This is a genomic window from Candidatus Melainabacteria bacterium (assembly GCA_003963305.1).
In the GTDB taxonomy this organism is placed as follows: domain Bacteria; phylum Cyanobacteriota; class Vampirovibrionia; order Obscuribacterales; family Obscuribacteraceae; genus PALSA-1081.
In genome coordinates this window covers 586,803-612,657 of record RXJR01000004.1, presented here as the reverse complement: position 1 = coordinate 612,657, position 25,855 = coordinate 586,803, and the positions used below count along the sequence as shown (strand labels likewise).

Annotated in this window: 35 protein-coding genes; 29 read left to right on the top strand and 6 right to left on the bottom strand. The window is 50.4% G+C overall.

Annotation, left to right across the window (positions count from 1 at the left end):
- The 26 genes from EKK48_06940 (at position 1) to EKK48_06815 (ending at position 14,372) form a co-directional block, all read left to right on the top strand.
- The gene (locus EKK48_06940) at positions 1-417 is read left to right on the top strand and encodes a 50S ribosomal protein L16 (GenBank protein RTL44979.1); all 417 of its coding nucleotides are present in this window, start codon (positions 1-3) and stop codon (positions 415-417) included.
- A gap of 2 nt (positions 418-419) precedes the next feature.
- A complete protein-coding gene (gene rpmC / locus EKK48_06935; GenBank protein ID RTL44978.1) occupies positions 420-683 on the top strand; it encodes a 50S ribosomal protein L29 in 264 nt (87 codons plus the stop codon).
- 62 nt (positions 684-745) lie between these two features.
- Complete coding sequence (locus tag EKK48_06930; protein ID RTL44977.1) at positions 746-1,018, top strand: 30S ribosomal protein S17; 273 nt, start codon at positions 746-748, stop codon at positions 1,016-1,018.
- Positions 1,015-1,383, top strand: a complete 369-nt coding sequence (locus EKK48_06925; protein RTL44976.1) for a 50S ribosomal protein L14 — start codon at positions 1,015-1,017, stop codon at positions 1,381-1,383. The genes EKK48_06930 and EKK48_06925 overlap by 4 nt, the downstream gene beginning before the upstream one ends.
- A gap of 65 nt (positions 1,384-1,448) precedes the next feature.
- The gene (rplX, locus tag EKK48_06920; protein ID RTL45012.1) at positions 1,449-1,796 is read left to right on the top strand and encodes a 50S ribosomal protein L24; all 348 of its coding nucleotides are present in this window, start codon (positions 1,449-1,451) and stop codon (positions 1,794-1,796) included.
- 77 nt (positions 1,797-1,873) lie between these two features.
- Entirely contained in the window at positions 1,874-2,413 is a 540-nt protein-coding gene (locus EKK48_06915; GenBank protein ID RTL44975.1) for a 50S ribosomal protein L5, read from the top strand.
- Positions 2,414-2,471: 58 nt separating this feature from the next.
- Positions 2,472-2,663 carry a type Z 30S ribosomal protein S14 gene (locus EKK48_06910; GenBank protein ID RTL45011.1) on the top strand — a complete coding sequence of 64 codons (192 nt, stop codon included), beginning with the start codon at positions 2,472-2,474 and terminating at the stop codon, positions 2,661-2,663.
- Positions 2,664-2,675: 12 nt separating this feature from the next.
- Positions 2,676-3,077 (top strand): 30S ribosomal protein S8, encoded by a 402-nt coding sequence (locus EKK48_06905; protein ID RTL44974.1) that lies wholly within the window; start codon positions 2,676-2,678, stop codon positions 3,075-3,077.
- A 99-nt stretch (positions 3,078-3,176) separates the two neighbouring features.
- The gene (locus tag EKK48_06900; protein RTL44973.1) at positions 3,177-3,722 is read left to right on the top strand and encodes a 50S ribosomal protein L6; all 546 of its coding nucleotides are present in this window, start codon (positions 3,177-3,179) and stop codon (positions 3,720-3,722) included.
- Between the two features lie 44 nt (positions 3,723-3,766).
- The gene (locus tag EKK48_06895) at positions 3,767-4,129 is read left to right on the top strand and encodes a 50S ribosomal protein L18 (protein RTL44972.1); all 363 of its coding nucleotides are present in this window, start codon (positions 3,767-3,769) and stop codon (positions 4,127-4,129) included.
- A 37-nt stretch (positions 4,130-4,166) separates the two neighbouring features.
- Positions 4,167-4,784, top strand: a complete 618-nt coding sequence (locus EKK48_06890; GenBank protein ID RTL44971.1) for a 30S ribosomal protein S5 — start codon at positions 4,167-4,169, stop codon at positions 4,782-4,784.
- Positions 4,785-4,832: 48 nt separating this feature from the next.
- Entirely contained in the window at positions 4,833-5,114 is a 282-nt protein-coding gene (locus EKK48_06885; protein ID RTL44970.1) for a 50S ribosomal protein L30, read from the top strand.
- 85 nt (positions 5,115-5,199) lie between these two features.
- Entirely contained in the window at positions 5,200-5,901 is a 702-nt protein-coding gene (locus EKK48_06880) for a 50S ribosomal protein L15 (protein ID RTL44969.1), read from the top strand.
- 80 nt (positions 5,902-5,981) lie between these two features.
- The gene (gene secY, locus EKK48_06875; GenBank protein ID RTL44968.1) at positions 5,982-7,436 is read left to right on the top strand and encodes a preprotein translocase subunit SecY; all 1,455 of its coding nucleotides are present in this window, start codon (positions 5,982-5,984) and stop codon (positions 7,434-7,436) included.
- Positions 7,437-8,105 carry an adenylate kinase gene (locus EKK48_06870; protein ID RTL44967.1) on the top strand — a complete coding sequence of 223 codons (669 nt, stop codon included), beginning with the start codon at positions 7,437-7,439 and terminating at the stop codon, positions 8,103-8,105. It begins immediately after the preceding gene.
- A gap of 11 nt (positions 8,106-8,116) precedes the next feature.
- Positions 8,117-8,899 (top strand): type I methionyl aminopeptidase, encoded by a 783-nt coding sequence (gene map / locus EKK48_06865; protein ID RTL44966.1) that lies wholly within the window; start codon positions 8,117-8,119, stop codon positions 8,897-8,899.
- Entirely contained in the window at positions 8,899-9,120 is a 222-nt protein-coding gene (locus tag EKK48_06860) for a translation initiation factor IF-1 (protein ID RTL44965.1), read from the top strand. The genes map and EKK48_06860 overlap by 1 nt, the downstream gene beginning before the upstream one ends.
- A gap of 124 nt (positions 9,121-9,244) precedes the next feature.
- Positions 9,245-9,358, top strand: a complete 114-nt coding sequence (locus tag EKK48_06855; GenBank protein RTL44964.1) for a 50S ribosomal protein L36 — start codon at positions 9,245-9,247, stop codon at positions 9,356-9,358.
- Between the two features lie 47 nt (positions 9,359-9,405).
- Entirely contained in the window at positions 9,406-9,789 is a 384-nt protein-coding gene (locus EKK48_06850; protein RTL44963.1) for a 30S ribosomal protein S13, read from the top strand.
- 103 nt (positions 9,790-9,892) lie between these two features.
- Positions 9,893-10,285: a 30S ribosomal protein S11 gene (locus EKK48_06845; protein RTL44962.1), complete on the top strand. Its 393-nt coding sequence runs from the start codon at positions 9,893-9,895 to the stop codon at positions 10,283-10,285.
- A gap of 53 nt (positions 10,286-10,338) precedes the next feature.
- On the top strand, positions 10,339-11,286 hold the full coding sequence (locus EKK48_06840; GenBank protein ID RTL44961.1) for a DNA-directed RNA polymerase subunit alpha: 948 nt from the start codon (positions 10,339-10,341) through the stop codon (positions 11,284-11,286).
- A 27-nt stretch (positions 11,287-11,313) separates the two neighbouring features.
- Complete coding sequence (locus tag EKK48_06835) at positions 11,314-11,739, top strand: 50S ribosomal protein L17 (protein RTL44960.1); 426 nt, start codon at positions 11,314-11,316, stop codon at positions 11,737-11,739.
- Positions 11,740-11,813: 74 nt separating this feature from the next.
- Positions 11,814-12,584: a tRNA pseudouridine(38-40) synthase TruA gene (truA, locus tag EKK48_06830; protein RTL44959.1), complete on the top strand. Its 771-nt coding sequence runs from the start codon at positions 11,814-11,816 to the stop codon at positions 12,582-12,584.
- Between the two features lie 5 nt (positions 12,585-12,589).
- Positions 12,590-13,039 (top strand): 50S ribosomal protein L13, encoded by a 450-nt coding sequence (locus EKK48_06825; GenBank protein RTL44958.1) that lies wholly within the window; start codon positions 12,590-12,592, stop codon positions 13,037-13,039.
- A 36-nt stretch (positions 13,040-13,075) separates the two neighbouring features.
- Positions 13,076-13,474 (top strand): 30S ribosomal protein S9, encoded by a 399-nt coding sequence (locus tag EKK48_06820; GenBank protein RTL44957.1) that lies wholly within the window; start codon positions 13,076-13,078, stop codon positions 13,472-13,474.
- Positions 13,428-14,372: a tetratricopeptide repeat protein gene (locus tag EKK48_06815; protein RTL44956.1), complete on the top strand. Its 945-nt coding sequence runs from the start codon at positions 13,428-13,430 to the stop codon at positions 14,370-14,372. The genes EKK48_06820 and EKK48_06815 overlap by 47 nt, the downstream gene beginning before the upstream one ends.
- On the opposite strand, the gene EKK48_06810 is transcribed toward EKK48_06815, so the two are convergent.
- Positions 14,366-14,755, bottom strand: a complete 390-nt coding sequence (locus tag EKK48_06810; protein ID RTL44955.1) for a hypothetical protein — start codon at positions 14,753-14,755, stop codon at positions 14,366-14,368. The genes EKK48_06815 and EKK48_06810 overlap by 7 nt on opposite strands.
- A 163-nt stretch (positions 14,756-14,918) precedes the next feature.
- Between EKK48_06810 and EKK48_06805 the strand changes: the two genes are divergently transcribed.
- The 3 genes from EKK48_06805 to EKK48_06795 are packed head-to-tail and all read left to right on the top strand — an operon-like array spanning position 14,919 to position 19,696.
- Positions 14,919-16,028 carry a hypothetical protein gene (locus EKK48_06805; protein RTL44954.1) on the top strand — a complete coding sequence of 370 codons (1,110 nt, stop codon included), beginning with the start codon at positions 14,919-14,921 and terminating at the stop codon, positions 16,026-16,028.
- Between the two features lies 1 nt (position 16,029).
- Positions 16,030-17,436, top strand: a complete 1,407-nt coding sequence (locus EKK48_06800) for a YkgJ family cysteine cluster protein (protein ID RTL44953.1) — start codon at positions 16,030-16,032, stop codon at positions 17,434-17,436.
- 22 nt (positions 17,437-17,458) lie between these two features.
- Complete coding sequence (locus EKK48_06795; GenBank protein RTL44952.1) at positions 17,459-19,696, top strand: hypothetical protein; 2,238 nt, start codon at positions 17,459-17,461, stop codon at positions 19,694-19,696.
- Here the strand turns inward: EKK48_06795 and EKK48_06790 are convergent, their stop codons facing one another.
- The 5 genes from EKK48_06790 to EKK48_06770 form a co-directional block, all read right to left on the bottom strand.
- Positions 19,697-21,805: a thioredoxin domain-containing protein gene (locus tag EKK48_06790; protein ID RTL44951.1), complete on the bottom strand. Its 2,109-nt coding sequence runs from the start codon at positions 21,803-21,805 to the stop codon at positions 19,697-19,699. It abuts the gene before it with no gap.
- 18 nt (positions 21,806-21,823) lie between these two features.
- Positions 21,824-22,960 carry a glycosyltransferase family 1 protein gene (locus tag EKK48_06785; GenBank protein ID RTL44950.1) on the bottom strand — a complete coding sequence of 379 codons (1,137 nt, stop codon included), beginning with the start codon at positions 22,958-22,960 and terminating at the stop codon, positions 21,824-21,826.
- A gap of 102 nt (positions 22,961-23,062) precedes the next feature.
- On the bottom strand, positions 23,063-23,770 hold the full coding sequence (locus EKK48_06780; protein ID RTL44949.1) for a hypothetical protein: 708 nt from the start codon (positions 23,768-23,770) through the stop codon (positions 23,063-23,065).
- A complete protein-coding gene (trxB, locus tag EKK48_06775; GenBank protein RTL44948.1) occupies positions 23,767-24,744 on the bottom strand; it encodes a thioredoxin-disulfide reductase in 978 nt (325 codons plus the stop codon). Before trxB ends, EKK48_06780 begins: the two co-directional genes overlap by 4 nt.
- A gap of 105 nt (positions 24,745-24,849) precedes the next feature.
- Positions 24,850-25,764 carry a CHAD domain-containing protein gene (locus EKK48_06770; protein ID RTL44947.1) on the bottom strand — a complete coding sequence of 305 codons (915 nt, stop codon included), beginning with the start codon at positions 25,762-25,764 and terminating at the stop codon, positions 24,850-24,852.
- Positions 25,765-25,855: the final 91 nt, after the last annotated feature.

The window sequence follows — 25,855 nt, the reverse complement described above, 5'->3', positions numbered from 1 at the left end:
ATGCTTTTGCCCAAACGTACAAAATTTCGTAAGCAGCATCGCGGTCGCATGACCGGTTGCGAAACACGCGGCGTTGAAGTGCAATTCGGCGAGTATGGTTTGCAAGTACTCGAGCCGGCTTGGATCACATCAAGACAGATCGAAGCAGCTCGTAAAGCCATGACCCGTTCGGTACGCCGTGGTGGACAGCTCTGGATACGAGTATTTCCAGACAAACCATGCACGAAGAAACCAGCCGAAACCCGTATGGGATCCGGAAAAGGTAACCCTGAATTCTGGGTAGCTGTGGTCAAGCCAGGTCGAGTCATGTTCGAAATGGCTGGAGTGGCTCAAAAAGATGCGCACCGTGCGCTCGAGTTGGCAGCTCAGAAGTTGCCTATCAAATGTCGCATCGTTGAGCGACACATCGGAGGCTAACGATGAAAGTCAAAGAAGTTAGAGAATTAAGTCACGACGAGCTCGTTGCTCGCATCGCTGACACGCGCAAGCAGATCGTCGAAATGCGTTTTGCTCTCGCCGTAAGGAAGCTGGAAAGCCCAGCTAAGTTGCGTAATGCTCGCAAGAGCCTGGCGCGATTGTTGACCATTCAAAGCGAAAAGGTGCGCGCCGAAGGAGCTCCTGAAAAAGCTGCTAAAGCCGAAGCTCCTGCCGCTAAGAGTAAAAAGGAAAAGGCGCAAGTCTAGTCAACGGCCGAAGTCTAAGTCAACAACAGTGACGTGCTTCATATAAGAAGAAGGATCGAGAAATGCCCAGGAAGGAATTAGTCGGAAAAGTAGTCTCCAATAAAATGGACAAGACTGTTGTTGTCGCAGTACACAACACATCTCCGCACTCCAAGTACGAAAAACAGATCGTCAGAACGGCTAAGTTCAAAGCTCACGATGCTGAGAACAAGTGCCAGATTGGCGATGACGTGCGTATTCAAGAATGCCGTCCACTTTCAAGAGAGAAGCGTTGGCTGGTTGTTGGAGTTGGCGAAGCTGCCAAACTCTCGACTAAAGAGGAGTCAAAGGCATGATCCAGGTACAAACACGTTTAACTTGCGCCGACAACACTGGCGCCCGCGAGCTTATGTGCATTCGCGTACTGGGCGGATCGAACCGTCGCTATGCCTCAGTCGGTGATGTCATCGTCGCGGCAGTGAAAGACGCGCTTCCAAATATGCCCGTCAAGAAATCAGAAGTTGTGCGTGCCGTGGTAGTGCGTGTACGCAATCACGTCAAACGCCCAGATGGCTCAACCATCCGCTTTGACGACAATGCTGCCGTTATCGTTCAGAAAGACGGCAACCCTAAAGGTACTCGTGTTTTCGGACCTATTGCTCGCGAATTGCGCGACAAGAACTTCACGAAAATCATTTCGCTCGCGCCGGAGGTCCTCTAAAAATGGCACAAGCAGAAAAGAATCAAGTGCGCACGACCAAGCGTGCCGTCAAGACGAAAGTCAAAATGGGCGGAACCACTCTTGTTTCTGAAGCGTTGGTCAAAGATGGTGTCACCAACCTGGTGCCCAAAATCCACGTCAAAAAAGGCGACCTGGTCATGGTCATCTCCGGCTCGAAAGAGATGGGCAAAGGCCGCACCGGCAAGGTTCTCAACGTATTTCCGAAAACCGGAAAAATCATCGTTGAAGGCGTCAATGTCGTCACTCGCGCCACCAAATCACGCAGCCCAATGGGTAAGAGCGGTTTGATCAAGAAGGAAGCTCCGATTTTTGCTTGCAAGGTAATGCTTTACAGCACTGAGAAGAAAAAACCGTTCAGAGCTGAATTCAGAAAGAAATTGGGACTCGACTAAGGTAATCAGAAAGTAGACGGGTAAAGGCACCAGAAACGATGCGCTCCAACCGTCCCTCATAAAAGAGTAAGAAGACAATGATCAAGATTAAGGAACACTACCAAGACACTGTTGTGCCGCAGCTGAAGAAGCAGTTCGGCTACACCAATGACCTGCAAGTGCCACGCCTGGAGAAGGTTGTGATCAACATGGGTCTTGGCGAAGCAGCAACAAACGGCAAAGCGATTGAAAGCGGCGTCAAAGATCTCGTCACTGTCACCGGTCAAAAACCGATCGTCAACAAGGCGCGTAAATCAATCGCTACCTTCAAGTTGCGTAAGGGAATGCCGGTAGGCGTAAGCGTCACCCTTCGCGGTCGTCGCATGTACGACTTCCTCGCTAAGCTTATCCACATTGCGTTGCCTCGTATCAGAGACTTCCGTGGATTGTCTTCAAAAGCGTTCGATGGACGCGGAAATTATTCACTCGGTGTCAAAGAGCAGTTGATTTTCCCTGAAATCAACTACGAACAAGTTGACGCCGTGCGCGGAATGGACATCGCCATTGTCACCACTGCTCGCACCGACCAGGAAGGTCATGCACTGTTGGCGGCGCTCGGTATGCCGTTCAAGAAGTAGAAATTAAGTACACAGAAACGCGATACATATTTGGAGAGAGATTGTGGCCAAAACATCGATGATTGACAAAGAGCATAAGCGCCGGGTGCTTGCCGCGAAAGGCAAATTTCCGACAGTGCGTTTACACAATCGTTGTCGTATTTGCGGGCGCCCTCGCGGCTACAATCGCGATTTCGGCCTGTGCCGATGCTGTCTGCGCAAGATGGCTCATGAAGGTTTGATTCCCGGCGTCACAAAGTCAAGTTGGTAGGAGAGACAATAAATGCCCGTTACAGATCCTATTTCTGACATGTTCACACGCATCCGCAACGCAGCGCGGACGCAGGCACCAGCCGTTGAAATGCCGGCTTCAAAACAGAAGGTCGCTCTGGCGGAACTTCTGCGCAACGAAGGGTTCATCTCCTCGTTCGAAACAAAAGCTCTTGGTTCGCCTAACCAGAAGATGCGCATCGTACTCAAGTACGGCAGCAAAGGCGAGCAAGTCATTCAAGGTTTGCGCCGAATCAGCAAGCCTGGTTTGAAGATTTACCGTCCAGCCAAAAAGGTTCCCAGAGTCTATGGCGGATTAGGTGTCGCTATCATCAGCACAAGCCGTGGTCTCATGACCGACCGCCAGGCTCGCAAGAGCAACATCGGCGGCGAAGTAGTGGGTCACATCTGGTAGAACCCAGGCAGCTTGCTGCACTGGCAACGCCGGAGAATCGATTCTAAGTACACGACCATTTGATCGAAACGAACGAAGAGCGCAGAGGAATTATCTAAAATGTCTCGTATAGGCAAAGCACCAATCCCAGTACCAGCTGGAGTCACCGTTGACCTGAAGGGTAGCGACATATCTGTCAAAGGACCGAAAGGTCAATTGCACAGAACGGTTCGTCCGGAAGTCGTACTCAAGCAAGAAGACGGCAAGCTGATTGTGGAACGCACTGCAGACACGCGTGAAGTGCGCAGCCTGCATGGTCTGACTCGCACTCTAGTGGCCAACATGGTCAAGGGCGTCACCGAAGGTTTCACTCAAAATCTGGAAATCATCGGGGTCGGTTATCGTGCCGTTATGGAAGGACGCAAGCTCGTTATGCAGCTTGGTTACTCACACTCTGTTGAAATCGAACCGCCACAAGGTTTAGAAATCGCAGTTGGTAAAGGTAACATCCTCACCGTATCCGGTATCGACAAACAAGCCGTTGGTGACCTCTCTGCCTTCATCAGATCGAAGCGTGCGCCTGAAGTCTATAAAGGCAAGGGTGTCAAATATCAAGGCGAATTTATTCGTCGTAAAGCTGGTAAAGCTGCAGGTAAGAAGAAGTAATTTAGGATAGCCGTTGCCCTTCCGGGTAACTCGAGGACGAAGCAATGATCACGAAACCAGACAGAAAGCTCAATCGCGAAAAGCGCCACATGCGGATTCGCCGTGGTCTCGCGGGCACGACTCAGCGCCCCCGACTCTGCGTCTATCGCTCCAACAAGCATATTTATGCTCAAATCGTTGACGATAGTTCAGCTACAACCATTGTCTGCGCCAGCACTCTCGATCCTGAATTGAAAGGCAAGAAGACATGGGATTGTGACTCGGCCAAGTCAGTTGGCGAGCTCGTCGCCAAACGGGCTAAAGACAAAGGCATCACTGCCGTAGTCTTCGACCGTGGCGGCTACATTTATCACGGACGCATCGCTGCTGTCGCCGAAGGCGCACGCGAATCAGGACTAGATTTTTAATCGGCTAAAAACAGAAGCTAAAGAGGATACGCCTTAAATGGACAAAGAGGAAAAAGCACCAAGCGCAGTCGCTGTCGACGAAATCGCAGCTGTTGATGGTGGACGTCGTGCCCGCCGCACCAACAGTCGGGAGACTAACCGACGTGCAGTTGAGGATCCAAATCGTCAGCGTGAGCAATCTGAATGGGAAGAAAAAATCATTCAAGTGCGCCGCGTCACCAAAGTAGTCAAAGGCGGTAAGAAACTGAGCTTCAGAGCAGTTGTCGCTGTCGGCAACGGTAAAGGTCAGGTCGGCATTGGTGTCGGCAAGGCAGCTGAAGTTATCAGCGCCATTCAAAAAGGTGTAGTCGATGCTCGTAAGAGCATGGTGAAAGTGCCCCTGGTCGGAACCACGATTCCGCATCAGATCTATGGTTCACAGGGCTCAAGCAGAATCATGCTCAAGCCTGCCGCCAAAGGTACTGGTGTCATCGCCGGTGGTGCAGCCCGCGCTATCTTGGAACTGGCCGGTGTAGGCGATGTTCTCTCGAAGTCACTGGGATCTCGTGCTCCGCTCAACGTAGCCCGTGCCACAGTAGATGGTCTCGAGCGTTTGCGCACTTTCGACGAAGCCGCCAAATTGCGTGGTATCACCGTCAAGCAGATGCTCGCTTAGTTCTCGGTTTCTGTGACCTCCCTGGGGAAGTAAGATTAGGTAAGGAAGATGTTGAAAATTACGTTAACTAGCGGATTGGTCGCTAAGAAAGACACTCAGATCAAAGTTATTCGCGCTCTCGGATTGGGTAAATTCGGAAGCTCGGTTGTGCATGCCGATACTCCAACGATTAGAGGCATGATCACAAAAGTAAGCCATCTCGTCACTGTTGAGAAAGAAGATGGCAAAGTACCTGCCAAACCGTTGACAGGTCATCGCGCTGTGATCGCTGCTAAAAAAGCAGAGAAGCCAGCCGCAAAGAAAACAAAAGCTAAAGCCGAGTCGAAATAAACATACTCCGATCCCATCCTACGGATCGTGATTGCGGGTGACTGCAAGTGTTTATAGAGGCGCCAGGCGCAAAAGGAGAATTGAAATGGAGTTGACAGATCTTAAGCCGAATCGTGGTGCACGTCGCAAATTGCGTCGTGTTGGTCGCGGTCGCGCATCGGGCCACGGTAAAACCAGTACACGTGGTCACAACGGACAGGGCCAGCGTTCAGGCGAATCCAAGCGTTTTGGATTTGAAGGTGGACAGACTCCTTTGTTCCGTCGCCTGCCTAAGATTCACAACTTCGACCAGGTTGTCACACGTGACTGGGTAGAACTGAACGTCGGTGCCTTGAACGCACTGCCTGCCAACTCTGAAGTGACACCAGATTTTCTCGTCGAACAAGGTTTATTGAACAAGCACAACGACAGCCTGCGAATTCTGGGCAACGGCGATTTGAAAGTCGCTTTGAAAGTATCTGCCCATCACATTTCAGCTGGTGCTAAAGCGAAGATCGAAGCAGCCGGCGGTAGCGCCACTGTATTTGAAGTCAACAAAGTGGAAGGCAAGCGCGCTAAGAGACTGCGTCAAGCTGAACAGAAATGGTCAGATGCAGAAGCCAAGCGTCTTGCGCCAAAGCCCGTTAAGACTGATGAAGACGAAGAAACCGAAAAGCCAAAGAAGAAAGAAAAGGCTCAAGGTGGTGGCGGCGGCGCTGCTAAATCAGCTGGCGGTGGCAAACCACAGGGCGGCGGTAAGCCTGCTGCTAAAGGTGGCAAGCCTGGCGATAAGACTAAGAAGAAGTAAAAATAAAGCTTCTTGCTACGCTTTCAGATAACATCAGAATTGGACATTCTAATTACGACGAATAGTCGGGAGCGTAGCTTATGACGGAAAGTGTAGCCAGGCGTGGCGGCAAAATCGGCGGGCCTGAGGCGCTAATAAAATTGCTCGGCGCTGCCGGGTTGAAAGAGCGCATCTTCTTCACGCTGGCGATGATCGCTCTTTATAGAATCGGCGTGCACATTCCGATTCCCGGCGTCGACCCGACTGCTTTTACGAAGCATCCTGAACTGGCTCAAAATCTGCTTGGCATGATCGACCTCTTCACAGGCGGTGCCTTGAATAAACTTTCCATCTTCTCGATGGGAATTGGTCCTTACATCACGTCTTCCATCATCATGCAGTTGATGTCGGTTGTCGTGCCTAAGCTGGAAGAGTTGCAGAAAAACTCAGGAGAGCAAGGGCGCAAGCAGCTTCAACAGTACACACGTTTTGCCACGGTTGGTCTGGCTGCATTCCAGTCGGCGATGTTGGCAAACCTACTTACTAAAATTCAGAACCCGGCTGTTGTCATTCATCCGGGTTTGCCGTTCATTATCAATACAACGATTATTCTCACGGCCTGTGCCGTCTTCATCATGTGGATGGGAGAAATCATCACTGAGCGTGGTGTCGGCAATGGTGCATCGCTGCTTATCTTCCTCGGTATTGCTTCCCGCTTGCCTGTCATGGTCAAGAATACATACGAAGCTGTTCAGACCGCGCAGTCTCCTGTCTGGGGCGTTGCTGGTCTGATTTTTGTCTTTCTCTGTCTGGTGGCATTGATTGTCTGCTTGCAGCAAGGAGTGCGTAAGGTCACTGTTCTTGGGGCGCGACGAAATCTGGGACGGCAGGTCTTCTCGGCACCTGACGACTACATGTATTTGCCTGTAAACCCATCGGGCGTCATGGCGATCATCTTTGCCTCATCGCTTTTGATGTTTCCAAGCACGATCATGTCTTTCGTTGCCCAGAAGAAAGATCCCAATCAGATGATCAACGAACTGATTCATGGCGTTCCCGGGCTGGGAGCGCAGTTCGACACGTTCGCCCAGCAGCCCTGGGTGCAAAACGCCTGGAGCTTCATTACAACTGAATTCACCAACATGTTTTCCTATTACCACTGGGAGCATTCGGTGCTTTACTTCATTTTGATTCTCTTCTTCGCTTTCTTCTATGCTTCCATCGTTTTGCCGGTGCGAGACATGGCAGAGAATCTAAGGCGCAGCGGCAAGGCTATTCAAGGCATCAGACCAGGTCGTCCTACTTCCGAGTTCTTAGAGAAAACGCTCAATCGCTTGATTGTCATCGGTGCCACTGCCGTTGCCATCATTGCAATTTTGCCTATTCATGCTGAACAAGCTTTCCAGGTCCAGACTTTGCAGGGACTTGGCAGTACTTCATTGATCATTCTTGTCGGTGTGGCCATCGACACGCAGCGCCAGATCTTGACGCATGCTTTATCCGCTCGTTACCAGGCGCGCGGATTGTTCCGTACTGGTGAAAAGAGGGAAATCTAAATGCGTATACTTTTTCTCGGTGCTCCGGGAGCCGGCAAAGGCACTCAATGCAAGCGGCTCGCGGCCAAACTGAATTTGCCTCATCTTTCTTCAGGCGATCTGTTGCGTGAAGCCGTCAAGCAAGGCACTCCAGCCGGTGTGGCTGCAAAGGGTTTCATGGACAAAGGTCAGCTTGTTACTGACGCCATTCTCATCGACATGTTCAGAGAAAAATTGAGCAGTCCGTCATGCGCAAACGGTTTCATCCTCGATGGTTTTCCGCGCAACCTGCCGCAGGCCAAGGCACTTGATGTTTTGTTGGATGAGTTGAATGCGCAGTTGAGCTGTGTCATCAATCTGGACGTCGACGACAGTCTTCTTTCGGATCGTATTACCGGTCGTCGCACTTGCGGCAACAAAGCTTGCGCTCAAGTTTTCCACACAAAATTCGCTCCTCCTAAGAAGGAAGGAATTTGCGACGATTGTGGTTCCGAGTTGACACAAAGATCAGACGACAAGGAAGAACTCGTCGCTGCTCGTTTGAAGACGTATAGAGAGCAGACAGAACCTCTCATCGAGTACTATGGCGGCAAAGGAAACCTTCAGACAGTAAGAGGTGAAGGCGAGCCTGATGAAATCTTCGAATCGATTTTGAAGACTTTGAACACTAACTGCCTGATCAAGAAGTAAAAACGAAAGCAATGATTCTCACGCAAGAAGCCGATATTGAACTGATCCGTCAAGCTGGAAAGCTGGCTGGTGAAGCTCTCGAACATATAGTCAAGATGGTGGCTCCGGGCATCTCCACCTGGGAGCTCGACGTTGCTGCTGAAAAGGTGATTCGTGATGGCGGGGGCATACCCACCTTCAAGGGTTATCGTGGATTCCCGTGCACTATCTGTGCTTCGGTGAACGAAGAAGTTGTACACGGCATTCCTAATAAGAAGAAGGTTCTGAAAGAGGGGGATGTCATTAGTCTTGATATCGGGGCCACCATCAGACGTCAAAACAATGGCAGCAAGTTCGATTTCATCGGCGACACTGCGATCACGGTTCCTGTAGGGTTGGTTTCAGCGAGATTGCAGAAGCTTCTTGACGATACTCAGAAATCTCTCTATGACGGTATAAAAGCCGCTCGAGCCAGCGCTACGCTTGATGAAGTCGGCGGCGCGATTGAAGACATTGCCAAGGCTAATTCATATGGCTTAGTACGCGATTATGGCGGACACGGCATTGGGCCTGATTATCACGAAGATCCATTTATTTTCAACTATCGCACGGGTAGCAGGGTTAAACTGAAACCTGGTATGGTTATAGCGATTGAACCAATGTTCAATCAGGGCGGTGATCGGGTCAAGACAAAACCCGATGGTTGGACAGTTGTAACGCAAGATTACAAGCCTTCTGCACATTTTGAACATTCATTGTTGATCACAGAAGGGGAGCCGGAGATTCTAACCAAGCGCCCTAGCGAGGTAATCTAATGACTAAACAGGGTGTGATCGAGTTTGAAGGTGTGATCCGCGAATCGCTGCCCAATGCGATGTTTCGCGTCGAACTCGATAACGGCCACAAGGTCCTCGCGCACATTTCCGGCAAGATCCGAAAAAACTTTATTAAGATTCTGCCTGGAGATCGCGTGCGAGTTGAGCTTACGCCTTACGATTTAACACGCGGACGAATAACTTACAGAATCAAAGATTGATGTACAATCTAGGTTGTTTGTCTGTCACTGCCATTTGAGTCTTCAAACGAAGACACAAAGCGGCAGTAAACAAGATTTGGGTTACCAACATTACAGCGCGATAATTCGCGTTAGCGAGTTGATTATGAAGGTCAGAGCGTCGGTCAAGAAAATTTGTGATAAGTGCAAGGTGATTCGCCGTAAAGGGCGTGTTGCCATCATTTGCGAAAACCCTAAGCACAAGCAACGTCAAGGGTAGTCGCAAGGTAATTTAGCAAGGTATTGCTGAAGGAGTTTGGAGGATAAATGGCTCGTATAGCTGGAGTGGATCTGCCTAGAAACAAGCGCGTCGAAATCGCGCTTACTTACATCTACGGTATTGGTCGAACGACTGCATCCAAGATTTGCGAAAAGTTGGGAGTGCCTGACGAGCGTCGCATTCAAGACCTCACTGAAGATGAGGTCACCAAACTCAGAGAAGAAGTCGAAAAAACTGGTTTGCAAATCGAGGGCGATCTGCGCCGCGTTGAAGGTCTCAACGTCAAGCGCTTGATCGAAATCAACTGCTTCCGTGGTCAGCGTCACCGTCGTGGTCTCCCCACTCGCGGTCAACGCACCAAAACCAATGCCCGCACTCGTCGTGGTCGCAAGCGTTTAACGGTTGCCGGCAAGAAGATTGCAGCAAAATAATTTTGATGGCGCTCTCGGCGCCGTTCGATAAAGACGCTGATTGCGTCAACGTGGATAGGAGCGCTGCATAAGCGCAATAGCAAAAAAGGACCAACGGAAAGCTATGGCTAAGTCTCCCAAGGCTAGAACCAAAAAGAAAGAAAGACGCTATGTATTGCAAGGCGTTGTGCACATTCAGAGCACTTTCAACAATACGATTATTGCTTCAACCGATCCTCAAGGTCAGGTAATTGCCTGGGCTTCAGCTGGTACGGTCGGCTTTAAGGGCGCCAAGAAGGGAACACCGTTCGCCGCGCAACAAGCAGCTGAGTCAGTTGCTCGTCGCTCGATGGACCAGGGCATGCGCCAGGTCGAAGTCCTTGTGAAAGGACCCGGAGCTGGACGCGAAACTGCGATCCGCGCTTTGCAATCATCAGGATTGGAAATCACGTTGATCAAAGACGTCACCCCGATTCCTCACAATGGCTGCCGTCCTCCTAAGCGCCGCCGCGTGTAGAACTGATTGTGACCCTGGCAAATACTTTTATCCGATCGACAGATGGAGTGAATATGGAACCTCTAAAGATCAAGTGTCTTGAGAATAAAACTGGTACTGACGGCTCAATTTACGGCAAATTCGTCATTGAGCCGCTAGAGCGCGGATATGGCACCACTCTTGGTAATGCCTTGAGAAGAGTGCTGCTTTCATCATTAGATGGTTCTGCAGTTTCCGCAGTACGAATTGACGGTATTACACACGAATTCACCACTATCCCTGGTGTTGTTGAAGATGTCATCGACATCATGCTCAATCTAAAGGGTCTGGTTGTGAAGACATTCAGCAACGATCCGCAATACATTCACCTGGATGTTGAACGTCCAGGCGTTGTCACCGGTCGTGACTTGATGTGCCCGACTGATGCCACCATCATCAATCCAGATTGGCCGATTTGCACTCTGGCTGAAGGTGGACGCATTAGAGCTGAAGTGACTGTCGAGCGCGGTCGTGGTTATGTGCCAGCCGACTCACACAGCCACTACAAACAAGCAATCGACGTATTGCCAATCGACGCAGTATTTATGCCGGTTCGCAAAGTCAGCTACAACGTTGAGCCGACTCGCGTTGGCGAATCAACTGACTTCGACAAGTTGACGATCGAAATCTGGTCAAACGGATCGATCGACGCTACCGAAGCCATCAGCCAGGCTGCTCGTCAAATCATCGAGCACCTGTTGCCAATCGCTGAACTTTCCGGCAAGCCGATGGTGCCCGCCGCTGCTGCTCCTGCGCAGACAGATGGCAAGCACTCATCAATCTCCATTGAAGAGCTCGAACTCTCAGTTCGCGCCTACAACTGCCTCAAGCGTGCCAATATCAACTCGCTTGGTGAGTTGCTCAAGTTGACCTACGACGATTTGATGAACATCAAGAACTTCGGTAAGAAGTCTGCTGATGAAGTAATCGAGCGTCTGCGTCAATTCGGACTGACTCTTGCAGACACACCGAAAGACAAGTAACGAATAAGGAAGTAAGGACCAACAATCATGCGTCATAGAGTACCTGGCAATAAATTAGGACGGCCTGCAGATCAGCGCAAAGCTGTTTTGCGCTCCCTGGCAACTGAATTGTTGCGCTACGACGAAATCACAACGACCCTCGCCAAGGCGAAGGCCGTGCAACCTGAAGTAGAGAAGTTGATCACCAAGGGCAAAAAAGGCTACTTGAAAGATCATCATGCTCTCTACGACAAGGCTAAAGGTGGAGACGTCGAAGCGGCTAAACAAGTGGCTCGTGCTGTGCACTTGCGCAGACAGGTCAGTGCTTATGTCTATGACCGTGATGTAGTTGCTCGAGTATTCGATGAAGTGGCACCTCGTTATGCAGATCGCAAAGGTGGCTACACTCGCATTCTCAAGGCTGGTCCTCGTCGCGGTGACAATACACCGATGGCGATCATCCAACTCGTCTAAGGTTTTTCGTTCTATTTGCTATGAGCAACTGCATCTATTTGCAGTTGCTTTTTTGCTAGAGCTACTAGAGCACAATGCGCATCGCAGCCAAAATCCAGTATCACGGTAAATCGTTCAGCGGCTCGCAGTATCAAGCGGGCGTGCGCACGGTGCAACATGAACTGGAAAAAGCATTGAGCACCTATTTGAGAGTGCCGACCAAAGCTGGTTTCAGTGGGCGCACCGACCGCGGTGTACATGCTGCCGGTCAAGTGGTGCACTTCGATGTCGCCGAAGCTGAGCTTGATTTGTGGCGTTTCTGTTGGGCCTTGAATGGAATTCTTCCGTCCGATATTAGTATCACTGCCGTTAAGGTGGTTGACGAAAAATTCCATGCTCGTTTCAGCGCTCGAAAGCGTGAGTATGTGTATCGAATTTTGAACAGTCCGCAGCGATCGGCGTTGTTAAAAGAAACTCATTTCTTCGTTTATCGGCCGCTCGACCTGGAATTGATGAAAGCCTCTGCCACTGTGCTTCTTGGCTCTCATGATTTCGTTGGGTTCCGTTCCACAAATGCTGATAAAACATCGAGCATCTGTGATGTCAGCCGGGCTGAATTGTTGAATTTAGGTGAAGGCCGGCTTGAGTTCTGGATTGCCGCAAATCACTTCGTGTACAATATGGTGCGCATAATTGTTGGGACCCTGGTAGAGATAGGGCTCGGCAAACGAGCGCCTGAGAGTTTGGCAGAGGCTCTCAACGCTGGCGATCGTAGTCTCGCCGGTCCGACGGCGCCCTCTTGGGGTTTGACGTTGAACTCTGTAGAATATCCAGAAGATTACGCATTATTTGAATTAGACTCTTAAGTGAGTTGTCCAGGAGAGCGCTCGTGAATACTTATTGTCCGAAGGCTGAAGAACTACCAAGACAGTGGCATTTGATCGATGCCGACGGTGTGACGCTTGGTCGCTTGGCTACTGAAGTTGCCAATATCATTCGTGGTAAGAACAAGCCTGAATTCACCCCTCACGTTGATTGTGGCGACTTTGTTGTCGTTATCAATGCTGAAAAAATCAAAGTGTCGGGCAAGAAAGAAGTGCAAAAGGTTTATCACCGTCACTCAGGATTTCCTGGTGGACACAAGGTTGAAAGTTTACAAGCGTTGCGTCAACGCCGTCCTGCTGCTGTAATCGAGAGAGCAGTCAAGGGCATGCTTCCTCACACCAGACTTGGCGACCATCAGTTCACCAAGTTGAATGTCTACGCAGGAGCAGAGCATCCGCATCAAGCTCAACAACCAAAGCCTTACAAGATCGGCTAAAAGACAATCACCAATTCCAAGAGGAAGAAGTTTTAGATGACCAGCGTTATTCAGTACTACGGCACCGGCAGAAGAAAGACCGCGACAGCTCGCGTTCGCCTCATTCCAGGTACCGGTCAAGTCTCGATCAATCGCCGCACCATGGAAGATTATGTCGGCGGCAGACATGGACTGAGCAAAGAAATCTTTGCACCGTTCCAGGCTGCTGATGCGATGGGACGTTTCGACGTTCTCGTCTCCGTCATGGGTGGTGGCATCGCCGGTCAAGTTGGTGCCATTCGTCACGGCATCGCCAGAGCTTTAGCGGAAGCAGCTCCGCAGAATCGTCCAGTTTTGCGCACAGATGGTCTGTTGACCAGAGACGCTCGAGTCAAAGAGCGCAAAAAATATGGACGTAAACGCGCTCGTAAACGTTTTCAATTCTCGAAACGCTAGAAAGATATTGTGGGTCCGGCATCTGCTGGACCTGCGCCTTATGAGGCCACTTCCACCTAAAAGTCCGAAAACACTTGAACGCGCTGCTCTTGGCGGCGCCGTTTCTGTTGCTTCCTCTCCTGAGCCGCAGGAGCAAACTGAGGACGTCTCTGTTCAGGGCCGGACCACTCAAGGCTATCCGGTAGTTGAGTCGGGCAGTCAGGGAGATCCGTCTGTTCAGCAGTGGATGCGCGAGAAAAAGATTTGCGAGGACAGCAATCCGATCTCCTGGAAACTGTGTTTGCTGGGTAGCGTGTCTCTGGCTCTGGCAATCTTCTCCGCATTTGGTGCGCGCTCAGTGGTGGCAGAATTTCTGCTGCGCACAGCTGATACGGTATTGCCTTTCCATGTGCACAGGGGCGCTCCAGCTGCTGTCAGTACGGCGCATGTGCAGGCTCGACGAACGGCGCTGGCTGGTGATATGGGGCGCGCTGTTGAGATGTACAAAAAGGCAGTATCGGAATGCGATCTGAAAAACCCGGCTCGACCGGAACTGCTAAATGATCTGGGTGTGGCTTTGACCGCCTCGGGAAACAATGCTGAAGCGGCTCGCTACTTGAAGGAAGCGATTCAACTTAATCCCAACTTGATTGCCGCTTATAACAATCTAGCCATCAGTCAGATGCTGAGCGGCGACAAAGCCAGTGCAATGGCGACGCTTGAAGACGCTGTGCGTGTTCAGCCCCAGAATGAAATTGCGGCGCTCAAATTGAAACGCATGTGGGCTAACTCCTCTGAAGAGCCAGGCCGCACGCCTGAAGAAGAAGCGCAGCAGGAATTGAGAGCGCTCAGACCACAGTTGTCTTCTGAGCCGCCGCTGTCATCACCGCCGAAAGCCGCTCAGCATCAAACTTATTGATTTTGTCGTTGTTTGTTTGGCTTGAATTCGACGACATTTGAGTTTTCCGCAACCGCCGATGGCTCAGCTGTGGTGGCTACAGGCGTCAATTCAGTAGAATTCTCTGCCACCGGCTCGGCTGGAATGACTTCAGCATCGGTGCCGTGTTTGAGAATGCCGCGAGCGCGATAGCTATTTTGAAAGCGAATAAATGCCACCATGCACGAGATGATCATCAGCGTGCTGACCAGGGAGAAGGCCCATCCGAGTGGTTCATGGTTGTATATGAGGAAAACGCCGGCTGCCATAATCACGCACGCCAGAAAGAGGCAGAGTGGGATTAGAAGGGACTTAACCGACTGGATGAATTCAGCTCTTTCTGCGGCTTCTAGTTCGCTGTTCATGACGTTTACGACCGTGGTTGCGAGATGTAAATCTTACCATTCGCACTGGTCCATTTCGCGAACCACGCCCTCGTCCAGTATTTTCTTTGCAAAGTGCTAAACTGAAGCTGTTGAAAGCGCGAAAACCCGCGCAGGCTGTGCATTCCAAGGGATATCTTTGGTATTGAATTCGCAAATATCAAGCATATTCAAAAAGACCCTTCCTGCCTGTCCGGCATGTCAGGCTGAAATCGCTGCAGACGACAGGTTCTGTCAGGAATGCGGTTCGGCGCTGGAACTCAGGGCAGATTCTGCTGTGCTGGAACGGACTTTAGGGAAGTCTAGGCTCGAACGACTTCACCCCAGTCTCAGCAAACCCGTGGTGGCGCTGCCCCTGGTCTCCATCGCTCTGATCGCGGTGGGAGCGATCTCATTTTTTCTAGTAGGATTCGAGAAATCGTACAGCGGTTTTTCTAATCAATACGTTGTCGATCAGGCGCGGCAAGCTTGCAAGGAAAATAAATTCGACGAGGCGGCAACCTGTTTGGAGCGTCTGGCTCTCAATCACAAGCTCGATGACGATCAGTTGGCTTTGTTGAACGATGTCTATCTAGCCAGGTCCGCGCAACGGGTTCAACGTCTCGACTATGTCGGCGCGATGGCTGATTTGAACAGGATTCCGCCGCAGTATTCCAAGTTTATAGTGGTAAATACTCGGAGAAATGAGTTAAACGAACTGATACGAGCAAGACAGGCTCAACAACAGTTACAGTCAACTCTTGCTGCGAAAAATGCTTTACGAGCCGAAAAATCCAAATTGCGCTTCACCGCAACATCCACTCAGGCTGGAGCGGCATCTACACAGGCTGGAACGGCATTGGCATCGTCATTAAAATCGACCGCCGTAAAGTCTCCAGCAGCAGTGTCGTCATCTCAGACACCAGATGTGATACCAGCAACAACTTCATCATCATCATCTTCTTCTTCAACAGCAGCATCATCATCAACTGTCTCTGCCGGTTCCCCCTCCTCAGCGGTTGTCTCGGACCGAGCCGCTTCCGGCTCAATACCCGAATCTACGCTTTCTAAGGCAGCTGGCGAGGCTTCACACGCCGGAGTAACGGCGCAGAAAGCCAATTCAAGGTCAAAGGTGGCTAAAATCACCGAAAATGACCAAGTTCGATACAATGAGCTGCTGGCGGGGTATTTCAGTCAAGAGCACAAGCAATCAGCAGGAGCCATGGAACCGCCATCTCTGAAAGAATGGATCGAAAGCGGGCGCCCCAAGTTTTGACATGACTGAGAGCATCGACAATTCAAACCATCAAAACCTGGAGCCGGGCAGTCAAAATGCCGGTCAATTGCCGCTGCGCATTCCAGAAGGAATCCGCTACAACTGCCAGGGCTGCGGCCGGTGTTGCACCGGTTACGCTGTCGGATTGACTGAAGCCGATTATCAGCGCATCAAAGATGTCGATTGGGGTTCGCACTATCCTCAATTGGCGGGCAAGGAGCTTTTTACTCATTCTGAGAAAGAATACGCAGCAGGACTTTCGCTCTATCCTCATCACACAAAAACCAACGAACATGGGGAGTGCAGCTTTCTCATCGATAATTTGTGTTCGATTCACTCCACCCTGGGTGAGCCGAAAAAGCCTGGTATGTGCAAGTTGTTTCCCTATACTTTCGTGCCAACACCGTCGGGTATTTATGTCGGTGTGGCGATGAACAGTATGGCTGCTGTGCGCAACATCGGGCAGTTACTGAGTGAGCAGCGAGAGCAACTCGAGCACACCTGGCACATTGCAGTGCAGCAAGAACGCGCCCAGGGCGCCTCACAGCAAGTGGCTTCCTATGCCGATTCCATCACTGCTGAGAATCTGGCTAGTGTTCAATACGATGTTAATTTGGTTTCGGGTGTGCCATTGTCCTGGGACCAATACTTGCTCATAGAAGCGCGGATAATGCGGGCGATTCAGTCTGATGAATTTCCCAATATCTTTCATCTGTTTTTAGCGGTCACCGATATTCTTGCCGAAGCGCTTCGATTGAAGGTGTCCAATGCCGATCTCACCGCGATCAATGACTTCAAGCCGAGTGTCGATCGCTGGCTGAATGAAGTGCCTGGTGTCTTCGAGAATCTGGTCTTCAACTTGATTGCTTTTCGAAATAACGAATGGACAACACTTCGCAAGCAGTACGCCACCGAGTGGGCCACGTCTACAAAAAGTCCTCTTACTCAACCAACAGTAATTAAGGCTGCACTAAGGACGGTGCTGCAAGGAAAGATGTTTATTCCAGACCTCGGCATCATCAGTCTGGACAAAGCGCGCAATTACAAAATAAATGCCTTCGAGCCGGAAGTAGATCAATTTATTCGACGCTACCTTTATCACAAACTTTTTTCCAAGACCTTTTGCGGACCAGCAATGAGCGGGCTTTCTATGATCGCCGGTTTCAACAATTTGGCTGCCAACTTCCTCTCCGGAATCACCTACGCAAAGGCGCATGCGCTCGGTCGAGGCGAGAAGCAAATCAAACTGGCGGATCTGTATGAGGCTTATTTTCTAATGGATAAAGAAATGGCTTCATTGACCCAGTTGCCACGCGAGAAGTCGCAGTTCTACGATAATGGCTTTTCTTCTGCGCGACTTTTCTGCAGACTTTTTGGTCAAATCTCGGCCAGTGTAGGCAACAATTAACTGCCTGAACGGAGCATAGATAGTGGCAAAAGCAAAAAAAGTCGGTCGGGTTCCAAAGAAAGTAGCAGTTGCGTCTGCTACCTCAGCGGCTTCCAAGCCCTCAGGTCCTAAACCCAAGTGGGTGATTATCTGGGGAAGCTGCTTTGCTCTTTTAACTTTGATTCTGCTCACTTATGCCTATTCGATGACATCAGACTACGTCTTCAACGACAAGTTGAATTATGCTGCTGTCAACTCACTGAAAGATAAATCCGCATTCTGGTTGAATCTGCTCGTCTCCGGTTTCAGTGCTCCGATGTCTCTGCCCTGGCTCAGAGCCACATATGCGTGGGACAGTAGCAGTTTCGGTTTTGCGCCTGGATGGTCGCATGCCGTAAATATCTGTTTGCACGTTTTTAGTTGTTTGTACTTCTACCTGTTCACTTTTAGATTGGCGTGGCGCCTCAATTTAGATGCAAAGCTGAAGGTTGATCCGTATTATTTCGCCGCGGCAACTGCTGGTCTATTCGCTTTGCACCCACTTTTGACGGGGTCGATTGCCTATGTTTCGGGTCGCGAAGGCGTTCTGGGCGCGGTCAATTATTTCCTGGCGCTTAACTTCTTTCTCTATGGTTTTTATGAAGAAAGAATCGCTAAGGCGCTCCTTGCTTACTTGTGTTTTTTCGTTTTCGCAGGCATAGGTATAATTTCCAATGCCCAATGTTTGACATTGCCGTTTTTCGCTGCCGGTCTGATCGTTCTTCTCAAGCCCGCAGATGTCGTTTCGAAAGAATGGCTCCTGGATAGAAGTTGGGAGATCATTGCGCTTTTATTCGTTGGTATTTGTGCCTGCTATACGATCACCGCGGGGGTACCACCCAAGATAGACAGCAGCTTCGGATTGGTGCCGCTTTTTTCGCAGGTATATTGGGCGACGCAGTTCAAGATGATCTTGCTTTACTACCTGCGCTGTAGCCTGATTCCTTTTGGTATGAGTGTCTATCCTCCGTTTGTTGCATCTGCAGGTTTCAGTGATCCAGGCACTATAGCTGGTGCGCTGGCTGTGGTTGCTATCGGTGTAGCAGGCTTTGTTCAGAAGCATCCATTGATTCGCATCGGTACATTGATGTTTCTGCTCACTCTTTGTCCGTGGATTTTCTTGCCCCAGGGGGAAATCAGTGCTGATTTGCGCTTTTACTTGCCGCTGGCGGGTCTTTGCATGATTGCGGGTGTCGGCATAACGCACCTGGCGATGAAGAATTTCAAGCAGACTGCGATCGGGTTTGGCGTAATTTTGCTCGCCTTTATCTCGCTGACAGTCTGGCGTGAAACAGAATGGTCGACCGACAAACGCCTCTGGCGTGCTGAAATCAAGCGTAATCCAGACAATGCAAGGGCGCACGCATATTATGCAGCTTACTTGCTTGAGCGCAATTTGGTGGAACCTTCCAAGACTGAAGTGGCTAAAGCTCTGGCATTGAAGAAAGATGATTTTTTAGCACATGTTATCAACGGTTATGTGTCTTTCCAGAATCGTGATTATCAGCAAGCTTGCAAGGAGTTAGAGACTGCTCTGACTATCGGCGCGCAGTGCAAGATGAGCGAAGAGGAGATGGCCATTTATCATGCACAACTGGCTAAGGCTTACGCTAAGTCTGGTAATTTACCGGCTGCTTACACGCAGTCTACGCTGGCCAGTAAGTACATTACTACTGACCCATTTTTGTATTTGCTGAACGGTAAATCTCTCCTTGCGGAGCATGAACCGATGCGTGCTTTGAAGTCTCTCGAAGACGGGGTAAAGCTGGAACCAGCCAACGGGGATTTCTTAGTGCCGATTGCACAGGCAGCGTTAGATTGCGGCTTGCCGCAAGTGCTGCAGCATGCTTACGCCGCATCTGCGAGAGCTATGCAAGTAAGACCTGGTCCACTAACCAGTAAGCTGTTTATTCGCGCCTGTCTTGAGCTTGGCAGACCGCAGGAGGCACGCACTCGGTTGGAATTGCTCAAGAAGACTGATCCCAATGATGCCGAAGTTCAATGGTTGGCTTACGGATACGCTAAGTTGCAAGGCAAAACAGAAGAAGCAGAGGCGTATCGCAAGAGGGCTCTTGCTCTTGAACCTGGCATTGATAAGCGCGTCAAACTCTATCTCCGACAAGACTCCTCTCAGTTGGTGGTGCCGGATGTGGTGAAGCATCCTGACGTAGTGCCGGATGCGACCAAACAGCCAGCTTCTGATGTAGTGCCGGCGGCGCCCGTCAAGCCAACTACGCCGTAATCATCTGCCCGCCAGTTCCTTTAGACGCTCACTGAGTTTGGCTGGGTCCGCAACCGGTGCATCGCAAGTGTAGTTGGAGCAAATATACGCGGTCGGCGCCCCTGAAAGCGTTTTTCGCCCTTCCACGAGAGGAAGAGTCGAACTCTTACTTTCGTTGTGGCATAAAACAACTTTGTTCGGAATATAGTGCGCGTACAGTTCAAACAGCAGCTTGCGCGCATCGTCGCTTTCCGATCCTGACTTGAACAGGCAGGCTATCTCTGTTTCCCCGGCAAGATAGAAATCGACCGCGCAGAGGAAATTCGAGAATTGATCTGGCACGCGTGTCATGAAAGGAGCATATAGCTTCAATAGCTCGACCGCTTTATGTTCATAATCTTTGTTGTTTGTTAGCTTCGAGAGGCGCAGCAGAGCAAAGACTGCCACTGACGAACCTGACGGAATCGAGCCGTCATAGTGACTTTTGGGTCGGGTAACGAGCTCTTCATGGTCTGCACTTGTGTAGAATAAGCCACCAGATTCAGTGTCGCCAAATTGATCGAGCATTACTCTGGTCAGGCGCTCCGCCTCTTGCAACCATTTTGGGTTGGTATCAACTTCTGCCAGATCGAGCAGGCTTTGAACAAAATAGGAGTAATCGTCAAGGTAGCCATTCAGCTTGGCTTTTCCCTGACCCCAGGTGCGCAATAGTCGCCCGTCTTTGACCAGGTTGGTGAAAATGAATTCGGTCGCGCGCTGAGCCGCATCCAGATATCTCGGTTCTTTCAGTACGCGATATCCTTCGATAAAAGCTGTGATCATCAGGCAGTTCCAGCTCGTCAACACCTTTTCGTCACGACCTGGACGCACGCGCCTGGCTCGCTCCGTCATCAACTTGACGGAGCAGTCGCGAACCTTTATCCAGAATTCCGATTCTGAAAGGTTGAATTTCTCCTGCAGCGCTTCAGGTGATTTTGTCAGATGCAATACGCTCTTTCCGTGCTCGAAATTGCCCTGTTTCGTAACGCCGAAAACCTCGCTGAACCATTCTGCATCAGTGTTAAGGACCGCTTCCACTTGTTGTGGATCCCAGACATAGAACTTTCCTTCTTCGCCCTCGCTGTCCGCATCCAGGCTGGAATAAAAACCACCATCTTCGGTAGTCAATTCGCGTAAAACAAATTCCAGAATGCCGCGCGCCACATCAGCCCAATAAGTGCGACCGGTCAGCAGGTATCCGTCGAGGTAGGTTTTGCACAGAAGAGCATTGTCGTAGAGCATCTTCTCGAAATGGGGAACAAGCCATTGCCTGTCTACCGCATAACGCGCGAACCCACCGCCAATCTGATCGTGTATGCCACCATAGGCCATTCGGTCCAGGCTTGTCTTGTAGATTTCAACGCATTCTTCTTTGCGAGCAGGGCGTCCTTTGCTGGATGGTGCCGCATAGCGCATTGCCAGATTGAGGCTGAATGAATGTGGGAACTTGGGCGCGTTGCCGAATCCGCCCCAGATATGATCGAAAATTCGACTCAGTTTGTCTGTACCCAGTTCAAGCAAGTTCTCGTTCAACAAAGGCTCAACATCAGGCTTGGCGATTTCGTCCATCAATCGCATGTGTCCTGTCAATTCATCAGAACTCTTCAAGATTTCCGGACGTTGCTCTTCCCATGCCTGGTGTAATCCTGTCAGCAGCTTTTTGAAACCAGGCAATCCATGCCTGTCTTGAGGCGGGAAGTAAGTGCCGCCAAAAAATGGCTTCAATTCCGGCGTCAAAAACACAGTCATTGGCCAGCCGCCATGTCCGGTCATCATCTGTACCGCTTTCATATAAATTTCGTCGAGGTCAGTACGCTCTTCTCGATCGACCTTGATATTGACGAAGTAGTCGTTCATCATCTTGGCAGTGGCTTCGTCTTCAAACGACTCGTGCTCCATGACGTGACACCAGTGGCAGGCTGCGTAACCAATCGAAAGCAAGATCGGTTTATCTTCCACTCTGGCCTTCTCCAGCGCCTCCGGTCCCCATGCGTACCAGTCGACCGGATTGTAGGCGTGTTGCAACAAGTATGTGCTCGTTTCGTTTACGAGTCTGTTCGGCCTGGTTTTGCTGCCTGTGCGTTCGGTCACTGTGACCTCCTTGTGCCCTTATCTGTTTGAAACGGACGTGCTTAAAACTGCGTTGTAGGCTGAGATGGTACTTTCAACCGTCTGGTTCCAATTCAATTTTTGAGCAGTTCCCAGCGCAGCCAGCGAGAGTCTATGGCAGAGGTCGGGATTGTCTATCAACTTCTCCATTAGAGCTGCCAGCTCTTGAACTTTCAGGTGATCTTCGAGGATGAGTGAATCTTTCTCGTCGCTCAACACTTCTGCTACTCCACAGGTACGGCTGACTATAGGTATGAGTCCGCGCAACATGCCCTCGATTGGTGCCATGCCGAATGGTTCTATACGTGAAGGCAAGATTATGCAGGATGACTTCTGATAGACCGCATTCATGTCTTTTTGAAAGCCTAGATAATCGACGTGCTTCGTTAGCCCGGCAAGCGCTAATCTCGCTCTGTCTTGCGGTTTTAGCTTCAGTCCGGCTATTTGCAATTTGAAGTTCTTTTTGTGGGAAGCGACAATTTTGCAAGCTTGCTGCAGCACGTCCAGACCCTTCTTGCGGTAGCCCTTGCCGACAAAGAGAAAGTTGAAGGTCTGGCCTGGCTCGATGGAATGGACTTTTACCAGTGGCACTTCTGTAGAGGCGCCCGGATGCGCGATGGCCAGATGCTTATTTTCCAGTTCATAGTGTCTTTTGAAGTCGTCCATACAAACTTTTGCTGGAAATATCAAGCACCGGGCCTGGTGGCATAGCTCTCTGTCGTGCTGGTCGCGTAACTTGTACGCTTGCGATGTATTCACCTTGATTAGATTGAGCAGTTGCTCCCAGCGTTGCCCAACTTCCGTCAGCCTGAATATTGTGTGGTTGTGAAACGTGACTACGTCAACCTGTCTGATGGGAAAGTGTTGCGAGTGTATGAGATCGTATGGTCCAGACTCAGCCACCGCAGCACTGGCAACTTGAAAGTAGTGCCTGATCTTGTCGGCTTTGTTTGCTCCACGGGGAGGGGCTGCGAAATTGATAACGTTTAGCTTTTCATGTTGGTAGTTGGTGTCATCTTTTTCGCAGATTACTGTGACGCGTAATCCGCGATCTAAAAGACCTTTGACTAATTCAAATGTGTACAGTTCAAGACCGCCAAAAGGCGAGAACTGACGCAATACCATGGCAACGTGCATTACACAGGCTTTCTCTTGTTCCTGGGGCTAGAATAAGGCTTACCAATTGAGAGAGCCTTAACTCAGTTTCACACCGAATTGGATCGCTCTAGAACTAGCGTGTCAGGTCGCATTTTGGGAGAGGGAGCTGAGCAGCCCATCGTACAGATAGACATTTGCTTCCAGAACTCCATTCAAGCCATGCTCAACAGCTCTGACTGCATTGTGCTGGTCAATGAAATATTCCGCCAGTTGAATCGATTCGTCAGTATGTTCTGCTTCTACTCGCACATGGTCGAACCAGATATGGTGCTCGAGCCCAAATTGTTCAAAGGCCGTTTGCAGCGCTTTGAATTCTTCCAGTGCAAGTATTTCGGTGGCGGTGATGGCACCAGCAGATACTGCCGCTCTCATGAACCCGGCTGCAGATGCCGGTTTGGGATCGTAATACCTGGGCACCGTCTGAATGAATTTCTTCGTTCCGGGTTCAATCTTTGCTGCCTTGAAGGCATCGTCTGTGACACCAGCTTGTAGTGCCAGATCCTTTAGTTGCCATTGATGTGCTTTGTTGTAGTCACCATTCCCGTATTCATTGCGTACGTTCTCTAGAATGAAACCGACGGCAGGCTCCGGCATAAGGGTCGCCGCTTTCAGCAGTAACCGACGCAGAACAGATGCGTGCGCATCATAGTTGCGCAACAGTGCTGCCACTTGCGGCAGATCGAATCTGTCTTTTCTTAAGCGCGCGAAGAGCGGATGCCTGGCGCACGAGTGGTTCAGTGCCAGGCTCTTGATTCGCTCTGAAGTACGCTCTCTGACTGACGCGTTCACGCGTGACCCACGGCTTCAGCTAATTGAGTTTTTTTTTCCGACTCTGCTTCTTCGGCTTCGATCAGCCATTGTGCTTCCAGTGCGGCCATACAGCCTGAACCAGCCGCAGTTACCGCCTGTCGGTAGACTTCGTCCTGAACATCTCCTGCTGCGAACACGCCCTTGATTTTTGTCTTGACGCCGTCGGTCTTGATGTAGCCGGCTTCCGACAATTCCAGTGGTCCACCGACGAAGAGATCTGTGTTGGGTTTGTGCCCGATGGCGATGAATACGCCGTCAGCAGGATGATCTTGCAATTCACCGGTCTTCAAATTTTTGACTGTGATACCAGTTACTTCGCCTTTTGAGACATCTTTGACGTCTACAAGCGCAGAATCGAGAATATATTTGATTTTGGGATTGCGTTTGACCCGGTCGATCATGATTGCCGATGCCCTGAAGCTATCGCGTCGGTGAATGATCGTGACGCTGGTGGCGAATCTCGTCAAGAAATGTGCTTCTTCGAGGGCAGTATCGCCGCCTCCGACTACAAATACTTCTTTGTCGCGGAAGAAAAATCCATCGCAGGTGGCGCAGGCAGAGACTCCATGACCCATCAGTTTGCTTTCAGACTCGAGCCCGAGTAGTTTGGCTGAGGCGCCTGTGCAGATGAGAAGCGTGTCTGTGACGATTTCTTCGCCGCTTGTGCGAATTGTAAAAGGACGCTTGCTCAGGTCAACCGACTCAGCGTTGTCGTAGATAAATTGTGTGCCGAATCTTTCAGCTTGCTTATGCATTTCTTCCATAAGCTCTGGACCCTGGATGCCATCAGGAAAACCGGGGAAATTTTCGACTTCGGTAGTGATAGTGAGCTGTCCACCGGCTTGCAGTCCCTGGACTACGAGAGGTTCCAGGTTGGCTCGAGCCGCATAGATAGCAGCAGTCAGACCCGCCGAACCCGAACCGAGGATGGTTAGCTTCTTTCTAATAGTCATCTGTTACTTCCCTGGCACTTTCGCATTTTGCCGACGTTGCGCTTATGACTACATATTATGGCGCCAACACCAATAAATCAGGCAGTTTCAGGATTAGTTATAATTTCAATTGGTTTTTATCTTCTCGACTACTGACGAAATTGTTGGTCTCAGCCCGTATGGAAGGTTTTCTCGAAACTCTGTGAAGTCATCTAACAGTTTTTCTCGCTGCTCGTTAGACTTGCTAAGAGATTCGTTGGCAAGCGGACTCTGGGTAGCAGTCAACAATGTTTCAACTCTGTGCAAATCATTCAATTTGCCCAGTATTTGTTGGGCTCGGACCAGTTGCAGATTGGTCAAACCATAAAATTCAGCCAGCAGGTAACGCCAGGCTTTGATGCTGAGCCTCAGGGCATGCAACTCTTCGGGGTTTCGAGCGCTGTTTGCAAGTTGGCGCGCGATTTCCTCTTGATTCCTGACGAATGGCTCGAGGTGGTTATAAGCAGAGTCAGTTTCGTTTTCCCCGTTTTTTTCCACTACATGTCTGAGTTTTTCGGGGCGTCGTAAGAGGAAGGTGCTCAGACGTTTCAACAACTTGTCGACTTCTAGATTTTTCAATTGTTTTTTCGTTTTTCGAGCGATGGATTTTCTCTCCGCCTGCCATTTTTCAATGATTTCGCGAGGGGCGCCGAGTGATTCGGCAATTTCTATATTGACGTCGCAGTCTCTCAGGTCGCCCAGCAAACGCCTAATTTTCTTCAGCTCTTTGCCGACTTTGGCTGAATATTTTTTTGTAGCCCAGCCGTCGGCTTCCAGCACATTCCAGATGCAATCCCATCTTCGTAAAGTGACGCGCGCTTCGTGTACTCGCTCTGCGCTTGGCTTCTTGGCCATGCGACGCATCGTGCGACTCAAATCATCGTAGATGTGCAGTGCCCGTTGCTGCTCGAACGTCAGCCATGGACTGCCGTCCAGATGCGGCGGTACGACGCGCTCGGTCAGGCGCTGATTGTCGTCTAGCGAGTAGGTTACAGTCGTCATGCTTTTAGTCTTCTGGCGAATCTGTTGGTTTTGGTGTGCAAAATCTTGTTCTCTGACCGCCTTCTCTAGGATAGTTCATGCAGACGTGCCG

What these genes read in the sequence shown, in the direction of transcription:
- EKK48_06940 (RTL44979.1), top strand. Translation starts at nt 1, where the DNA reads ATGCTTTTGCCCAAACGTACAAAATTTCGTAAGCAGCATCGCGGTCGC.
- rpmC (RTL44978.1), top strand. Translation starts at nt 420, where the DNA reads ATGAAAGTCAAAGAAGTTAGAGAATTAAGTCACGACGAGCTCGTTGCT.
- EKK48_06930 (RTL44977.1), top strand. Translation starts at nt 746, where the DNA reads ATGCCCAGGAAGGAATTAGTCGGAAAAGTAGTCTCCAATAAAATGGAC.
- EKK48_06925 (RTL44976.1), top strand. Translation starts at nt 1,015, where the DNA reads ATGATCCAGGTACAAACACGTTTAACTTGCGCCGACAACACTGGCGCC.
- rplX (RTL45012.1), top strand. Translation starts at nt 1,449, where the DNA reads ATGGGCGGAACCACTCTTGTTTCTGAAGCGTTGGTCAAAGATGGTGTC.
- EKK48_06915 (RTL44975.1), top strand. Translation starts at nt 1,874, where the DNA reads ATGATCAAGATTAAGGAACACTACCAAGACACTGTTGTGCCGCAGCTG.
- EKK48_06910 (RTL45011.1), top strand. Translation starts at nt 2,472, where the DNA reads ATGATTGACAAAGAGCATAAGCGCCGGGTGCTTGCCGCGAAAGGCAAA.
- EKK48_06905 (RTL44974.1), top strand. Translation starts at nt 2,676, where the DNA reads ATGCCCGTTACAGATCCTATTTCTGACATGTTCACACGCATCCGCAAC.
- EKK48_06900 (RTL44973.1), top strand. Translation starts at nt 3,177, where the DNA reads ATGTCTCGTATAGGCAAAGCACCAATCCCAGTACCAGCTGGAGTCACC.
- EKK48_06895 (RTL44972.1), top strand. Translation starts at nt 3,767, where the DNA reads ATGATCACGAAACCAGACAGAAAGCTCAATCGCGAAAAGCGCCACATG.
- EKK48_06890 (RTL44971.1), top strand. Translation starts at nt 4,167, where the DNA reads ATGGACAAAGAGGAAAAAGCACCAAGCGCAGTCGCTGTCGACGAAATC.
- EKK48_06885 (RTL44970.1), top strand. Translation starts at nt 4,833, where the DNA reads ATGTTGAAAATTACGTTAACTAGCGGATTGGTCGCTAAGAAAGACACT.
- EKK48_06880 (RTL44969.1), top strand. Translation starts at nt 5,200, where the DNA reads ATGGAGTTGACAGATCTTAAGCCGAATCGTGGTGCACGTCGCAAATTG.
- secY (RTL44968.1), top strand. Translation starts at nt 5,982, where the DNA reads ATGACGGAAAGTGTAGCCAGGCGTGGCGGCAAAATCGGCGGGCCTGAG.
- EKK48_06870 (RTL44967.1), top strand. Translation starts at nt 7,437, where the DNA reads ATGCGTATACTTTTTCTCGGTGCTCCGGGAGCCGGCAAAGGCACTCAA.
- map (RTL44966.1), top strand. Translation starts at nt 8,117, where the DNA reads ATGATTCTCACGCAAGAAGCCGATATTGAACTGATCCGTCAAGCTGGA.
- EKK48_06860 (RTL44965.1), top strand. Translation starts at nt 8,899, where the DNA reads ATGACTAAACAGGGTGTGATCGAGTTTGAAGGTGTGATCCGCGAATCG.
- EKK48_06855 (RTL44964.1), top strand. Translation starts at nt 9,245, where the DNA reads ATGAAGGTCAGAGCGTCGGTCAAGAAAATTTGTGATAAGTGCAAGGTG.
- EKK48_06850 (RTL44963.1), top strand. Translation starts at nt 9,406, where the DNA reads ATGGCTCGTATAGCTGGAGTGGATCTGCCTAGAAACAAGCGCGTCGAA.
- EKK48_06845 (RTL44962.1), top strand. Translation starts at nt 9,893, where the DNA reads ATGGCTAAGTCTCCCAAGGCTAGAACCAAAAAGAAAGAAAGACGCTAT.
- EKK48_06840 (RTL44961.1), top strand. Translation starts at nt 10,339, where the DNA reads ATGGAACCTCTAAAGATCAAGTGTCTTGAGAATAAAACTGGTACTGAC.
- EKK48_06835 (RTL44960.1), top strand. Translation starts at nt 11,314, where the DNA reads ATGCGTCATAGAGTACCTGGCAATAAATTAGGACGGCCTGCAGATCAG.
- truA (RTL44959.1), top strand. Translation starts at nt 11,814, where the DNA reads ATGCGCATCGCAGCCAAAATCCAGTATCACGGTAAATCGTTCAGCGGC.
- EKK48_06820 (RTL44957.1), top strand. Translation starts at nt 13,076, where the DNA reads ATGACCAGCGTTATTCAGTACTACGGCACCGGCAGAAGAAAGACCGCG.
- EKK48_06815 (RTL44956.1), top strand. Translation starts at nt 13,428, where the DNA reads ATGGACGTAAACGCGCTCGTAAACGTTTTCAATTCTCGAAACGCTAGA.
- EKK48_06810 (RTL44955.1), bottom strand. Translation starts at nt 14,755, where the DNA reads ATGAACAGCGAACTAGAAGCCGCAGAAAGAGCTGAATTCATCCAGTCG.
- EKK48_06800 (RTL44953.1), top strand. Translation starts at nt 16,030, where the DNA reads ATGACTGAGAGCATCGACAATTCAAACCATCAAAACCTGGAGCCGGGC.
- EKK48_06785 (RTL44950.1), bottom strand. Translation starts at nt 22,960, where the DNA reads ATGCACGTTGCCATGGTATTGCGTCAGTTCTCGCCTTTTGGCGGTCTT.
- trxB (RTL44948.1), bottom strand. Translation starts at nt 24,744, where the DNA reads ATGACTATTAGAAAGAAGCTAACCATCCTCGGTTCGGGTTCGGCGGGT.
- EKK48_06770 (RTL44947.1), bottom strand. Translation starts at nt 25,764, where the DNA reads ATGACGACTGTAACCTACTCGCTAGACGACAATCAGCGCCTGACCGAG.